Origin of the sequence: Streptococcus sp. SGI.013, from assembly GCF_050315295.1 — a bacterium.
Classification (GTDB): domain Bacteria; phylum Bacillota; class Bacilli; order Lactobacillales; family Streptococcaceae; genus Streptococcus; species Streptococcus porcorum.
In genome coordinates this window covers 21,173-35,766 of record NZ_JBNPOS010000004.1, presented here as the reverse complement: position 1 = coordinate 35,766, position 14,594 = coordinate 21,173, and the positions used below count along the sequence as shown (strand labels likewise).

The window sequence follows — 14,594 nt, the reverse complement described above, 5'->3', positions numbered from 1 at the left end:
ATATGATTTTTGAAAAAGATTTACAAGAATGGTACAATGGAGTAGCTATTGAAAGATGGAAGAGAGATAAAAGAGAGATGGAAAAATTAAGTATAGTAGTACCTTGTTATAATGAAGAATCTACGATCCGTTCATTTTTAGCTGAAACGCAAAAGGTAGAGGAAATTTTAAGAGATCAGCTAATATTTGACTATATTTTTGTAAATGATGGATCAACCGATAACACCTTGCCTGTCTTACGTCAAGTTAGCGAAGAAAATGTTAATGTGCATTATTTGTCATTCTCTCGTAATTTTGGGAAAGAAGCAGGCCTTTTAGCAGGTTTAGAAGCAGCAGATGGCGACTATGTTACCGTTATGGATGTTGATTTGCAAGATCCTCCAGAATTATTGGTTGAGATGTATGCCAAAATTAAAGAAGGTTATGATGTCGTTGGGACTCGTCGTGGAGATCGAACAGGAGAGCCTCCTATCCGCTCGTTTTTTGCTAAGGCATTTTATCGATTGATTAACGCGGTGTCTGATACTGAGATGGTCGATGGTGCGCGTGATTTTCGATTGATGACTCGGCAGGTCGTTGATAGCATTTTAGAATTGGGTGAGGTCAATCGTTTTTCTAAGGGACTTTTTGCTTGGGTAGGATACGATGTTACCTATATTAGTTATAAAAATCGAGAGCGGGTTGCAGGAGAGACCTCATGGAATTTTTGGAGTCTTTTGCGTTATTCTATTGATGGATTTATCAATTTCTCAGAAGCGCCACTTAACCTTGCTATGTGGTCAGGACTAGGCTTCTTTTTCCTATCTATTTTGGGAATTTTGTTTGTGGTGATTCGTAAACTAACCATAGGTGGTAGCGTAACAGGATGGGCTAGCCTTGTTTCTATTATTCTATTTATTGGAGGCCTGCAGTTGTTATCATTAGGTATTATTGGAAAATATATTGCAAAAATTTTCTTAGAAGTGAAAAAAAGACCCGTCTATATTATTAAAGAAAAAGGATGAAATAAATCCACTTTTAGTGTAAAATAGAACTAACTTATTGTGAGGAGAAAATTATGATTTTAGTAACAGGTGCTAATGGCCAGCTTGGGACAGAACTACGTCATTTACTTGATGAACGAAATGAAGAATATGTTGCAGTCGATGTCGCTGAAATGGATATCACAGATGCAGAAAAAGTCGATGAGGTCTTTGCGCAAGTCAAGCCGACTTTGGTTTACCACTGTGCTGCTTATACAGCGGTAGATGCTGCAGAAGATGAAGGAAAAGAACTAAATTACGCTATCAATGTTACGGGTTCTGAAAATGTTGCCAAGGCTTGTGCCAAATATGATGCAACTCTTGTTTATATTTCAACAGATTATGTTTTTGATGGCGAAAAACCAGTAGGACAAGAGTGGGAAGTTGATGATACTCCAGATCCACAAACAGAGTATGGTCGTACCAAACGTCTGGGGGAGATTGCTGTGGAAATATATGCTCCTAAATTTTATACTATTCGTACAGCTTGGGTATTTGGTAATTACGGAAAAAACTTTGTTTTTACCATGCAAGCTTTGGCAGAAAAGCATCCGCGTTTAACAGTCGTTAATGATCAGCACGGTCGCCCAACTTGGACACGTACCTTGGCTGAATTTATGACTTACTTGGCAGAAAATCAAAAAGAATTTGGTTATTATCACTTGTCAAATGATGCAACAGAAGATACCACTTGGTATGATTTTGCAAAGGAAATTCTAAAAGATACAGATGTAGAGGTCGCTCCAGTTGACTCTAGCCAATTCCCAGCTAAAGCAAAACGCCCACTAAATTCAACAATGAGTCTCAAAAAAGCTAAGGAAACGGGATTTGTTATTCCGACTTGGCAAGATGCACTCAAGGAATTTTATCAACAAGAAAAAAAATAAAATGATTAAGGTTGAAGGTCAGGCTTCAACCTTTTTGATTTTAAGCAAAGACTCTATAATTATGCTATAATAGAATATAAGTGCAGTTTTAAAGGAGCAAGATCATGCAAGATGTTTTTATCATTGGAAGTCGAGGGTTACCAGCTCAATATGGTGGCTTTGAAACTTTTGTAGAAGAACTGATTCGTCATCAACAAAATAAGGCGATTCGTTATCATGTGGCTTGCTTAAGTGACTCATCCCACCATCATCATTTTGATTATAAGGGGGCAGATTGCTTTACCATCAATCCCCCAAAGCTAGGCCCTGCACGTGTCATTGCCTATGACATAATGGCGATTTCATATGCTATTAGCTTAATCAAAAAAAATCACCTGAAAAATCCGATTGTTTATATTTTAGGAAATACGGTAGGAGCTTTTATCGCTCCTTTAGCTAAGAGGATTAAAGCAGTTGGGGGGCGATTATTTGTTAATCCTGATGGTTTGGAGTGGAAACGTTCTAAGTGGATCAAACCTATTCAAATTTATCTGAAATATTCAGAAAAAGTGATGACAAAGCATGCTGATCTGATGATTTCGGATAACATGGGAATTGATGACTATCTTAAACAATCTTATCCATGGGTTAAGACACGTTTTATTGCTTATGGTACAGATATGACCCCATCACCTCTGACTAGCCAGTCGGAGAAAGTTCGTAGTTTTTTTGATCAGTGGGCTAGTAAGGAAAAAGAGTATTTTCTAATTGTTGGACGATTTGTACCAGAAAATAATTACGCTTTAGCGATTGAAGCTTTTATGGCTTCAAAGACTCAGAAAGATTTAATGGTTATCTGTAATCATCAAGGAAATGCCTATTTTGAACAACTAAAATCTTTGACAGGTTTTGAAAATGATAACCGCATCAAATTTGTCGGAACTGTTTATGATAAAGCATTATTGACCTACATCAGAGAACAGGCTTTTGCTTATATTCATGGTCATGAAGTTGGAGGCACCAATCCAGGCTTATTAGAAGCTTTAGCCCATACGGAGCTTAATCTGGTGTTAGATGTCAATTTTAACCGAAAGGTTGCTGAAAATACAGCTTTGTATTGGTCTAAAGAAATCGCTAGTTTGACTGCTTTAATTGATACAGAAGTTGATGATGATAAGCGCCAACGCTTGTCAGAAGAGGCAAAGGCTCATATGAGTGAAGACTATACTTGGGAAAAAATTGTGGGAGAGTATGAGGATTTATTTTTAAATGAAAGTTAATATCTTAATGGCCACCTACAATGGTGAGAAATACTTAGAAGAACAGATTGCAAGTATTCAGAATCAAACCTTTCAAGATTGGGAACTTTTAATAAGAGATGATGGCTCAACAGATCAAACAAGAGCCATTATCCAAAGATTTGAAGAAAGTGATCAACGGATTCGTCTCATCAATCCAAATAGTATGGAAAATATGGGAGTGATTAAGAGTTTTTATACCTTGGTAAAGCATGAAGTGGCGGATTTTTACTTTTTTAGTGATCAAGATGACATTTGGCTCCCCAATAAATTACAACTGTGTTTAGAGGCTGCTCAGAATGAAAGAAAAGATCTACCACTAATGATTTATACGGATTTACGAGTTGTGGATCAGGAACTTAATGTCATCCATGATAGTATGATTAAAAGTCAGTCCCATCACGCCAATACAGAGTTGCGACAAGAGTTGACTGAAAATACAGTGACAGGTGGAACAAGCCTGATTAATCATGCCTTAGCACAACAATGGCAAGTCTATGAAGGGATTTTAATGCATGATTGGTATTTAGCGTTGCTAGCATCTGCCTTAGGGAAGTTACTTTATTTAGATTCCCCAACTGAGCTTTATCGACAACATGAAAATAATGTTTTAGGAGCTAGAACGTGGTCTAAACGGATTAGAACTTGGCTAAAACCACATCAATTGGTAGATAAATATTGGTGGTTAATTTCTTCTAGTCAAAAACAAGCTCAACAATTGTTGTCTTTAGACTTATCAAAGAAAGATCGTGAAATGGTAGAGGCGTTTATTGGTATTATGAAAGAAAATACGCTCACTCGTATGAAGCATTTAAAAAAATATCGATTAGCTAAGAATCGTTGGTTTCATACGCTTATTTTTACCACATTGATTGTGACTAAATTTGGATATAGGAGGTAATATATGAATTTATTGTCTAAGGAAAACCGTATTCTTTTAAGGGAAATGATTAAAACTGATTTCAAACTACGTTATCAGGGTAGCTTTATTGGGCATCTTTGGTCAATTTTGAAACCCATGATGCTATTTACTATCATGTATCTGGTTTTTATTCGATTTTTGAGAATCGATGACGGAACTCCGCACACTGCAATAGGGGTCCTTTTTGCAATGGTAACTTGGAACTTTTTTGCTGAAGCTACGAATATGGGCATGCTCTCCATTGTAGGGCGCGGAGATCTGATTAGAAAACTTAATTTTCCAAAAGAAATAATTGTTTTTTCATCAGTTGCAGGAGCGGGTATTAATTTTAGTATTAATTTGCTAGTGGTCTTTGTTTTTGCACTTATAAATGGAATTCACCTAAGTCTTAATTTTTTGATTTTAATCCCATTATTCTTGGAGTTGATTATTTTAGCATCTGGTATTGCATTGATTTTATCGAGTCTTTTTGTAAAATATCGTGACATTGGCCCTATTTGGGAAGTTATGATGCAAGCTGGTATGTATGGTACCCCTATCATTTATTCTATAACGTATATTTTGCAAAAAGGACAGGATGATATTGCCAAAGTACTGATGCTCAATCCCTTAGCTCAGATTGTGCAGGACATTAGACATTACATTGTATTCTCAGGAAATCCACGTGGATGGGATTTGATTAATAATAAAATGATTGCAATAGTTCCCTATATGTTACCTATTATTATTTTTATAATTGGATTTGTGATTTTTAAGAAAAGTGCTAAGTATTTTGCGGAGATTTTATAATGACAAAAAATATTGCAGTTAAAGTAGAACATGTTTCTAAATCTTTCAAGTTACCAACAGAAAGTACACATAGTTTACGAACAACTTTGGTCAATCGCTTTAAAGGAATCAAAGGTTATAAGGAACAACACGTTCTTCGTGACATTAATTTTGAAGTTGAAGAAGGAGATTTTTTCGGAATTGTAGGTCGTAATGGTTCTGGTAAATCAACCCTTCTTAAAATTATTTCGCAGATTTATGAACCAGAGCTAGGTCGAGTGACTGTCAATGGAAAGCTTGTCTCATTTATTGAATTGGGTGTTGGCTTTAACCCTGAACTTACAGGGAAAGAAAATGTCTATATGAATGGTGCTATGCTTGGTTTTACAACCGATGAAATTGATGCTATGTATAATGATATTGTTGAATTTGCTGAGCTCGAAGAATTTATGAATCAAAAGTTGAAAAACTACTCGAGTGGAATGCAGGTTCGTTTGGCATTTTCTGTAGCGATAAAAGCTCAGGGCGATGTACTTATTCTTGATGAAGTACTTGCGGTTGGAGATGAGGCATTTCAACGGAAGTGTAATGATTATTTTATGGAGCGTAAAAAATCAGGAAAAACAACAATTCTTGTAACCCACGATATGAGTGCTGTTAAGAAATATTGTAATAAGGCAGTTTTAATTGAGAATGGATTGGTAAAAGCCTATGGAGAACCGTTTGATGTCGCAGGACAGTACCAAATAGATAATACAAAATCAAATTCTACAAGGCAAGAAAATGAGAAATTAGAAGAACCAGAAAACAATGAACAATTGGTAAATCATAGGATAAAAGATTTTAAAGCAAAGTTACTAGTCGATAAGATTTATCAACCTTCTGATACGATTCAGTTTGAAATTTCTTATGAACAGTTGGTTGAAGATCAAACGTATTTAGCATTTACTTTTTTTGATATCGACACAGGACAACCGTTATATAATGATAATTCAATGTATCTATCTACATCTGGTAGAGGACTAAAAAGGTTTAGTTATGATTGTTGTCTAGACTATTTCAATAGTATAAAATTACGCATGGTTGTGGTTGTCAAAAATATAGATTCAGAAATCCTAGCTGTTACACCAATAGAAGAATCACCGGTATTTTCTATCGCCCGTAAGATTGATCAAAATGATTTATCGCTAGTAGATTCTGCAGATGCTATTTTACAGAGACAGGGAACTTTCAAAATTCTATAAATAAGGGAGAAGAAATGAATAGAGTATTGATTTACGTTCATTATAATCCATATGACGAGTTTAGTGACCATGTGAAATTTCAATTAGATCAAATTGTACCAATATATGATACTGTCATATTTATTAGTAATAGTTTTTTAACTGAAAAAACTCAAAAATTAATAAAATCTAGATATGGTGTCGACACTCTTATTATTAGGAAAAATACAGGTTATGATTTTGCTGCTTGGAGGGATGGCCTGCTTGGTTTAGATGCGTCAATACTAGAGGAATTAGAATCTATAACTTTAATGAATGATACTTGTTTTGGACCACTTTGGGATCTAGAACCTTATTATCTATCATTTTCCAAAAAGCAAAATATTGATTTTTGGGGCTTAACTAATCATGCTGCAGTGCCTGATAGTAGTCCCTTTATTCCTGAGCATCTCCAATCGTATTTTATGGTTTTTCATCAATCCGTCATTTCTTCTGAACAATTTTGGGATTTTTTTCATAGAGTAGAAGATTTTGAAAATGTTCAGGATGTTATTGATTGTTATGAAACACAACTTACGAAAATTTTGACAGAGAGTGGTTTTAATTATGGGAGTGTTTTAGATACAGTGCCACTGGTAGAAGAGGGTAACTATAATTTCTCCTTGGATTATCCTAAAACTATTTTAGAAAATAAAGTCCCATTTATTAAAGTCAAGCTATTTGAAAAGCACCAGTTTATTGCTCCTTATGTTATTGATGATATTAAAGAGAGAACTTCTTACCCAGTTTCGTTGATTACAAACCATTTGTCAATGGTATATCTTCCGGATGCTATCTATAAATTAAGTCAGAAGAATACCGAGAAAATTTATAGTTTAGATGATAAAAATGTCTCAGTTGCAATTCAATTACATGTCCACGATACAACATTTTTATCTCAAGCCTTTGCCTGGTTAGATAATATTTCCTTTGAATATGATTTATTTCTTACTCTCGATTCAAAAGAAAATAAAAAAGAAGTTGAGTATTTTTTATCAGAAAACTCAAAATATGCAGATGTTAATATATTAGCACCGATAAATTCAAATCTGGAACCTTTATTATTGAATGGTAAGAAGCTACTTGACTACTCTTACATTGGTTATTGTCACACACTTCAATTTGCAACAGGTGATGTTTATACAACAAATTCTTGGCGTTCAGAACTATTTGAAATGATGATTGGGAGAGCAGATAGTATATTGTCTATTTTGCAATCCGAACCAGAGACGGGAATGATTATTCCAGATATTCCAACCTATTTTAGATATAAAAAAGTAATTGATGCTGATGTTGAGCACGAAGATGATGAATTACTCTCTTATTTATGGAAAAAACTATCTATGAAAAAAAATGTGGATTTTTCACTGATTGATACATTTATCACAAGTTATGGATCATTTTTTTGGTTCAAAAAGGAAGCTTTACAACCACTGTTGGAATTTTCAATTGATGAGGAAGATTCTAAGCTTTATACCGGTGATTTATGGAAAACCCTGGAACGTCTTCCGGTATATGTGGCCTGGGATCAAGGTTTTGATTTTAAAATTTCAAATACTTCTCATCAATTATCACCTTTCGTTGATCATAAATTACTTAATCATCGTAAGGAATATCGAGAAGTAGAGGTTATAAAAGAAGTAGAGGTTATAAAAGAAGTAGAGGTTATAAAAGAAGTAGAGGTTATAAAAGAAGTGGATAGGCCAGTTTATCCAGATTTTTATATCGATATGACTCATATAACTCAAAAAGAGGGAATTAGATATATATTCCTTCTTCCATGGAAGGCATTGAAATTCATTGTGAAATGGAATTTATTGAAAATACAGAATAAAAAGGGAAAAGAATAATGAAAAATCTTATAAAAAAGGTTATTTGGACATATCAGCATGAGGGTGTTCATGCAATATTTAGGAAGACAAGAGTATATTTTAATAAAACAAAAGAAGAAACATCTCAAAAAATTTCTAAGATTGATCTAGGGAATCTTCCTGTAATGCCTCAACTTGAAGATATAGCTAAGGCAGATTACTTAAAATTTCCGTACCATAAGCCAGCCAAAGTAAAAAAGAGCACTTTAGATATTGCGTGGGTTTCTCCACCAGTTGGACCTGGTGGAGGAGGGCACACCACTATTTCACGTTTTATAAAATATTTACAAAAACAAGGGCATCATATTACTTTCTATGTGTATGATAACAATACTATCCATCAATCATTAGCTGAGATTAAGACTATTTTATCGTCGTCTTATCACATTGACGTTGCAGTTGCTAATTTGAGTAATTTTGGAAATCATGATGTTGTTTTTGCAACTAGTTGGGAAACAGCTTATCCTGTTTTTAATATTAAAAATCCAAATCTTCATAAGTTTTATTTTGTTCAAGATTTTGAGCCATTATTTTATGGTGTTGGTTCTAGGTATAAGTTGGCTGAGGCAACCTATAAATTTGGTTTTTATGGTATAACGGCTGGAAAGTGGTTAGCACATAAAGTAGCAGAGTATGGTATGGATGCAGATTACTTTAATTTTGGTGCAGAAATTGATATCTATCGTCCAAAAGGTGAAATCAAGAAGAAAAAGCAAGTTGCATTTTATGCGCGTGCTCATACCGAACGTCGAGGTTTCGAAATTGGTGTAATGGCACTTAAAATTTTTAAAGATAAACATCCAGATTACGATATTGTCTTTTTTGGACAAGGTATGGAAAGTTACGATATTCCTTTTGAATTTATTGATCGTGGTATTTTAACAAAGGAAGAATTAGCTGAGATTTATCACGAAAGTGTGGCCTGTCTAGTTCTATCTTTGACTAATGTTTCTCTATTGCCGTTAGAACTCTTAGTATCAGGATGTATTCCAGTGATGAATAGTGGAGAGAACAACACGATGGTTCTTGGTGATACACCACACATTGCCTATACAGAGGCTTATCCTGTCCATCTTGCAAATGAATTATCTAAAGCAGTGGAACGTGACAACATTGATTTGTATGCACAAGAAATGTCTAATTTCTATGAAGGAATGTCGTGGGAAAAGAGTTATCAAAAAGTAGAGGAAATTATTAAGCGTGAGGTTTGTGATGTCTGAAAATGTTAAAGCAACAATTTTTATTCCTGTCTATAATGGTGAACATGATCATTTGGAAGAAACTTTAACTGCTATTTATAATCAAAAAACAGATTTTAATTGGAATGTGCTTATTACAGACTCAGGTTCAAGCGATCAATCAGTTCAGATTATTAAAGAGTTTGCTGAGAGGTATGGAAATTTAATTCTGAAAGAAATTGATAAATCAGATTATTCCCATGGTCGAACCCGTCAATGGGCGGCAGAAATTGCAGATGGGACTTATATGGTTTATCTTACTCAGGATGCTGTTCCATATAATGAAAATTGGTTAAATGAAATGCTCTCCCCATTTGAAATTAGTAATCAGATTGTTGCAGTTTTAGGTCGCCAAAAACCGCGTTATCATTGTTTTCCTGCTATGAAGTATGATATCAGTGCAGTGTTTAGTGAGCAAGGTACAGAAGATGCGATAACAATTTGGAAACGCACAATTGAAGAACAACGAGGCTGCTACACAAAGGAATCGTTCTACAGTGATGTTTGTTCTGCTGCACCACGTGAATTTCTAATTAATGAGATAGGATACCGTCCGGTAAAATATTCTGAAGATTATGAGTATGGTAAAGATATTATTGATGCAGGTTACTATAAAGCCTATAATGGTAAAGCAGTGGTTGAGCATTCAAATGATGTCCTACTTTCGGAATATAAAAAACGTATATTTGACGAAACATACAATGTTCGATTGAATAGTAATCTCCCAGAATCACAGATGAGTTATTTTTATGTATGTTTTCAAAGTTTAAAGGGAGCCTTACGAGATACCCGAAAAATTTTATCTGATAAAGATTATTCATGGAAACGTAAACTATATTGGACATTTATTAATCCTTTATTTCATCTTGAAAAATGGCGAGGAATTAGACTAGCAAATAGAGTCCAATTGGGAAGCGATATTGATAACTATTCACTTGAGGCTAAACGAGAGGAAAAACATTAAGAGTAAAAACTCCTCCTAGTGCATTACTGAAAGAATGTACAGGTAAAAAAGAGGTTTATAAAAATTCGTATTATGATGGAGCAATTAAAAAAAATAAAGACTAATCTGTCTGAAGACATCAACTTAAAAGAAATACTTCATATTTTTATTTTAATAACCGCAACCTTGGTAATTGGTACATATTTTATCAGTGAGTATTTGGTTGATTACCACTCGGCTAGTCAAAGTATTTTAAATTACCATTTAATTATAAGGATTGGATTAATTATTGCTATCCTAATATTTTCAGTCTACACATCTTATGATATTAGCAAATCATTTTTTTCGAAATTAGGCATTTCTTATATTTTATACTTGTTGGTATCTTATTTTCTACTTGCTACACAAAATATTAATAATAAGGAATTTGATCTATTAGATTTCTCAAAAAATAAATTTTTTGAATTAGATAGCTGGTGGTTAATAGGTGTCATTCTTTGTTTATCATATATTATTCAATGGCTTTCAACAAAATCAAAAATAGTTGAAGAAATAGACGAGATGTTATATGACTATAGTGAGTCCCATCTCAGTCTGGCTTTATTGGTATCTTTGATTGTCATTCAAGATAGTAAGCTTTTAGCTAATTTGAAGCAATACTTGGCGTTGTCTAATGGAGGAAATCTGCAATCCTATCTAGAAACAGTATCATATAAACTTCCACTTATCATTTTTACTGTAACATTAGTAACTTATACGTTTTGGAATGCAATTGATGGAATTCGAAGAAATAAGTCAACTTTGTCTTTAGCTATTGTTAGCAGTTTCTTGTTCGCGTTAATTTTTAACTATTCTATTCAATATGGTATAAAAGCTGATGCTGATTTTTTAGGAGAATATATTTTTGCAGGAGCAACATTATTTCAAATTGCTATATTGACTGCTGTTTACATGATTGTCTACTTTGTTATCAATCGTTACTGGTTATCAAGTATCTTTATTATTTTTTCAGGATTAGCTGTAACAATTGCAAATAGTGTTAAATTTAAGATGAGAAGCGAACCTCTCTTGATTACAGATTTTTCTATGCTTACTCAATTGGATTTGATATTTGGTTATGTCAATATTAAACTTTTAGTTTTTTCCATTGTACTGATTGTTTTATTGATTTTTATTTATTTTTATTTACGAAATAAATATTTGAAAGGAAAAATATTTAGCTCTATCAAAAAGAGGATTGTTTTGACTTTGTCAATATTGTCTCTTTTTAGTGGTATTATTACATTATATGCTTTGCAAGGAAGGGGACAGACTTTTAATAATATCCCAGTCTTTTCAAGATTAAATAGTCGAAATATTTCATTTACAGGTCATGCAACAAGCGCTCGTTATCAATCGCTCATGCATGTGTGGATGAAACAGCTAACTAAGCCGATTATGCTGAAACCTGATAATTATAGCAAGGAGGCAATTGATAAGTTAGTTAAGAAATATCAAAAACGTGCTAGTGAAATTAATGAGAGTAGAACTCAGAATATCGAAGACGAGACTGTTATTTTTATACTAAGTGAAAGCTTATCTGACCCTAGACGATTAAAAGGGGTAACCCTTTCGGAAAATGTTTTAAAAAACATTGATCAAATTAAGTCACAAACGACAAGTGGCCTTATGAAATCTGATGCTTATGGAGGTGGTACCGCTAATATAGAAATTCAGACTTTATTAGGATTACCTTTTTATAATTTGTCCCCTTCAATAGCTATTTATAATGTAGAAGCTATTCCTAAAATGTCTATTTTACCATCGATAAGTGATAGTTTTTCACCTGACAATAGATATGTTGTTCATTTGGGCGAGACCACTCTATATTCTCGTGCGGATGTTTATAACCGTTTGGGATTTGGTAGCTTTATTGCAGATGATAAAAATGCTGTTAAGCCAACAATAAATGAAAAGTATGGTGGATTTCCAAGTGATCAATCAACATATCAAAATGTTTTAGATAAATTGGATACAGATAAGAGTCAATTCTTTTCAGTTATTACTTATCAGAATCATGTTCCATGGTCTATGTCCGAACCAGCTAGTATTGTAGGTGAGGGTGAAGAGTTTACCGCGGAAGAAAATGAAAGCTTATCCAATTATATTCGACTTTTGAAAGAAACGGATATTAGAACTAAAGAGTTTTTAGATCAGCTATCAAAAATGGATAAAAAAATTACAGTAGTTTTTTATGGTGACCATCTTCCAGGGTTTTATCCTGAATCTACGTTCACAGAAGATCCAGAGAGCAAGTACCTAACAGATTATTTTATTTGGAGTAATAAAGATAATCAAAAGAAAGAATATGATAAGTTAAATTCAAGTGATTTTCCTGCTGCTGTTCTGGCTCATACTAATTCTAAGGTATCTCCATATTATGCTCTGTTGACAGATGTTCTAGAAAATGCAAGTGTGGATAAAACAAAGTTAACAGAAGAAGGTGATGAAATTGCTAACGACTTGAAGTTAGTACAGTATGATATTACAAGTGGAAAGGATTATTTAGGAGAGTATCAACAGTTTTTTGAATTCAAAAAATAGGGAGGAATATGAAAAAAAAATCCAGAAGTTCACAAAAATTCTATCTCAATAATTATATCTATTTATTGATTTATTCCATTATATTTGTACTTATTTCGCATGTCTCTATAAATGTTTCAAGCATTATATACGATTATCCTTTTCATCTAGCTAGAATTGTTGGTTTAGCACAGTCTTTAGTAAATCATGATTTTTTACCTAATTTGAACTATATGTTCTTGAATGGTTCGGGTTACGGTGTTGCGATGTTTTATGGGAATTGGATGCTTTATCTACCAGCTTTGGTATTTATCCATACAGAAACTGCGACTCTTAGTTTTGACATATTTGTTTGGCAATCCATCTTTTTTACTGTATGTGCTACCAATTATGTCCTGGAAAAAATAACCAAAGATAAATTAAGAGCACTCTTAGGGGCAATTGCCATATCTTGTTCTGTAACTTATTTTGGTTTTGGTATGACAGCTGTTGTACCATTGATTCCTTTATTACTTTATTCTATCTATAAGGTTATTTTCGAAGATCGCTACAGTCCTGTATTACTTGCTGTAACAATTGCTTTACTCATTCAGACACATATTATATCCACTTTGGTATTGGCCATCTTTTCTTTAATACTAGTTTTGCTTAATTTCAATAGGCTAACATTGAAAAAAGTAAAATCCTTTATTATTTCAATAATCTTAGCTATATTTTTATCAAGTGGATTTATTTTTCAATATCTAGAACAAAGTACTTCACAAACATTTTTTGTTAGCTGGAAATTGCGAAACTATCCTTTTCCATCGAATGCACTCATGTCTCCAGGTGACTTATATTCGATAGTAACAAATTATTATTGGCCAATTGTATTTTTGTTTATATTTTTATCAATAGTCATTTTTAAAAAGTTAGATGTATTTTCTAGACAATTAATTTTAGCAACACTTGTAATGTTCATATTTTCATCTAATCTATTACCATGGCACATATTGAGAGAAACTTTTCTTTCTGTCTTTCAGTATACGGAAAGATTAATCTATCTCTTACCTGTTTTTGTCATTTTTGCTATAGCAAAAACAGCTCCGAAGCAATTAGTTATCCTAACGACTGTTCTTCAATTATCGGCTTATGTATATATGTTCCCTATGACATTTAGGAGTTATGATGTACCTTATTCTGATAGAGGGTATTCCGATAGTGCAAAAAAAATCATGAAAAATACAAATGAAGATGCACTTGAATCTTATCGTAACTCAGTAGACTATACCTACGATACATCAGGAGATGAATATCTAACTATTGATGTTGATCACGATAATATTAGAAATGGTACTATTAAACAATTTGAATTTGATTCAAATAAGGTCTCAATATCAAATGTTACATATGGGTATAATCGACTTGAATTTGACATATCATTACACACTAATGCAGAGGATCAGATTATTGTTCTTCCAAGAATATGGTATAAAGGTTATACTGCTTTTTATTCAAAAGGAGCTTCAGGAAGTCAACCGAGTCTTTTGTATAAGAGCAAAACAGACGAGGAGTTGGACGAATCCAACAAAGTGAAGAAACCGAATTTGTCGCAGAAAGTTTTATATGATGGCAGAGCTTCATTGGAAGTAAGTTCTAGTGGGCATATTATGATTTTATACAAAAAAACGATCATCCAAAAAATCGGTTATCTGATAGAATTTTTATCATTTGTGATAATATTTATATATACATTATTCAAAAATTATAAAAAGTCTAGCTATAATAATAAACATGGACGAAAGTGATAATGAATTTTTTTATCAGGAGTCATTAGTGTTGATGAAAATAACTGTAGAGAGG

Annotated in this window: 11 protein-coding genes; all 11 read left to right on the top strand. The window is 33.2% G+C overall.

Annotated features, from left to right (window positions below):
• Positions 1 to 77: 77 nt before the first annotated feature.
• The 11 genes from ACQRDX_RS01705 to ACQRDX_RS01655 all read left to right on the top strand — a co-directional run bounded on the left by ACQRDX_RS01705 (position 78) and on the right by ACQRDX_RS01655 (position 14,539).
• Positions 78 to 1,004, top strand: a complete 927-nt coding sequence (locus tag ACQRDX_RS01705) for a glycosyltransferase family 2 protein (protein WP_354367012.1) — start codon at positions 78 to 80, stop codon at positions 1,002 to 1,004.
• 53 nt (positions 1,005 to 1,057) lie between these two features.
• Entirely contained in the window at positions 1,058 to 1,909 is an 852-nt protein-coding gene (rfbD, locus tag ACQRDX_RS01700; protein WP_427893843.1) for a dTDP-4-dehydrorhamnose reductase, read from the top strand.
• Between the two features lie 104 nt (positions 1,910 to 2,013).
• A complete protein-coding gene (cps2T, locus tag ACQRDX_RS01695) occupies positions 2,014 to 3,168 on the top strand; it encodes a beta 1-4 rhamnosyltransferase Cps2T (RefSeq protein ID WP_354367016.1) in 1,155 nt (384 codons plus the stop codon).
• Positions 3,158 to 4,087, top strand: a complete 930-nt coding sequence (locus ACQRDX_RS01690) for a glycosyltransferase family 2 protein (RefSeq protein WP_427893840.1) — start codon at positions 3,158 to 3,160, stop codon at positions 4,085 to 4,087. The genes cps2T and ACQRDX_RS01690 overlap by 11 nt, the downstream gene beginning before the upstream one ends.
• 3 nt (positions 4,088 to 4,090) lie before the next feature.
• Entirely contained in the window at positions 4,091 to 4,897 is an 807-nt protein-coding gene (locus ACQRDX_RS01685; protein WP_427893838.1) for an ABC transporter permease, read from the top strand.
• Complete coding sequence (locus tag ACQRDX_RS01680) at positions 4,897 to 6,120, top strand: ABC transporter ATP-binding protein (RefSeq protein ID WP_427893836.1); 1,224 nt, start codon at positions 4,897 to 4,899, stop codon at positions 6,118 to 6,120. The genes ACQRDX_RS01685 and ACQRDX_RS01680 overlap by 1 nt, the downstream gene beginning before the upstream one ends.
• 14 nt (positions 6,121 to 6,134) lie before the next feature.
• The gene (locus ACQRDX_RS01675; protein ID WP_427893834.1) at positions 6,135 to 7,988 is read left to right on the top strand and encodes a rhamnan synthesis F family protein; all 1,854 of its coding nucleotides are present in this window, start codon (positions 6,135 to 6,137) and stop codon (positions 7,986 to 7,988) included.
• A complete protein-coding gene (locus ACQRDX_RS01670; RefSeq protein WP_427893832.1) occupies positions 7,988 to 9,229 on the top strand; it encodes a glycosyltransferase family 1 protein in 1,242 nt (413 codons plus the stop codon). Before ACQRDX_RS01675 ends, ACQRDX_RS01670 begins: the two co-directional genes overlap by 1 nt.
• The gene (locus ACQRDX_RS01665) at positions 9,222 to 10,211 is read left to right on the top strand and encodes a glycosyltransferase family A protein (protein ID WP_427893830.1); all 990 of its coding nucleotides are present in this window, start codon (positions 9,222 to 9,224) and stop codon (positions 10,209 to 10,211) included. Before ACQRDX_RS01670 ends, ACQRDX_RS01665 begins: the two co-directional genes overlap by 8 nt.
• Before the next feature lie 72 nt (positions 10,212 to 10,283).
• Positions 10,284 to 12,773: an LTA synthase family protein gene (locus tag ACQRDX_RS01660; RefSeq protein WP_427893828.1), complete on the top strand. Its 2,490-nt coding sequence runs from the start codon at positions 10,284 to 10,286 to the stop codon at positions 12,771 to 12,773.
• A gap of 8 nt (positions 12,774 to 12,781) precedes the next feature.
• Positions 12,782 to 14,539 (top strand): hypothetical protein, encoded by a 1,758-nt coding sequence (locus tag ACQRDX_RS01655; RefSeq protein ID WP_427893826.1) that lies wholly within the window; start codon positions 12,782 to 12,784, stop codon positions 14,537 to 14,539.
• Positions 14,540 to 14,594 lie beyond the last annotated feature (55 nt).

Excerpts from the sequence above, each read along its gene's own strand:
- ACQRDX_RS01690 (WP_427893840.1), top strand. The coding sequence starts at position 3,158 with ATGAAAGTTAATATCTTAATGGCCACCTACAATGGTGAGAAATACTTA.
- ACQRDX_RS01685 (WP_427893838.1), top strand. The coding sequence starts at position 4,091 with ATGAATTTATTGTCTAAGGAAAACCGTATTCTTTTAAGGGAAATGATT.
- ACQRDX_RS01670 (WP_427893832.1), top strand. The coding sequence starts at position 7,988 with ATGAAAAATCTTATAAAAAAGGTTATTTGGACATATCAGCATGAGGGT.
- ACQRDX_RS01660 (WP_427893828.1), top strand. The coding sequence starts at position 10,284 with ATGATGGAGCAATTAAAAAAAATAAAGACTAATCTGTCTGAAGACATC.
- ACQRDX_RS01675 (WP_427893834.1), top strand. The coding sequence starts at position 6,135 with ATGAATAGAGTATTGATTTACGTTCATTATAATCCATATGACGAGTTT.
- ACQRDX_RS01655 (WP_427893826.1), top strand. The coding sequence starts at position 12,782 with ATGAAAAAAAAATCCAGAAGTTCACAAAAATTCTATCTCAATAATTAT.
- cps2T (WP_354367016.1), top strand. The coding sequence starts at position 2,014 with ATGCAAGATGTTTTTATCATTGGAAGTCGAGGGTTACCAGCTCAATAT.
- ACQRDX_RS01705 (WP_354367012.1), top strand. The coding sequence starts at position 78 with ATGGAAAAATTAAGTATAGTAGTACCTTGTTATAATGAAGAATCTACG.
- rfbD (WP_427893843.1), top strand. The coding sequence starts at position 1,058 with ATGATTTTAGTAACAGGTGCTAATGGCCAGCTTGGGACAGAACTACGT.
- ACQRDX_RS01680 (WP_427893836.1), top strand. The coding sequence starts at position 4,897 with ATGACAAAAAATATTGCAGTTAAAGTAGAACATGTTTCTAAATCTTTC.
- ACQRDX_RS01665 (WP_427893830.1), top strand. The coding sequence starts at position 9,222 with ATGTCTGAAAATGTTAAAGCAACAATTTTTATTCCTGTCTATAATGGT.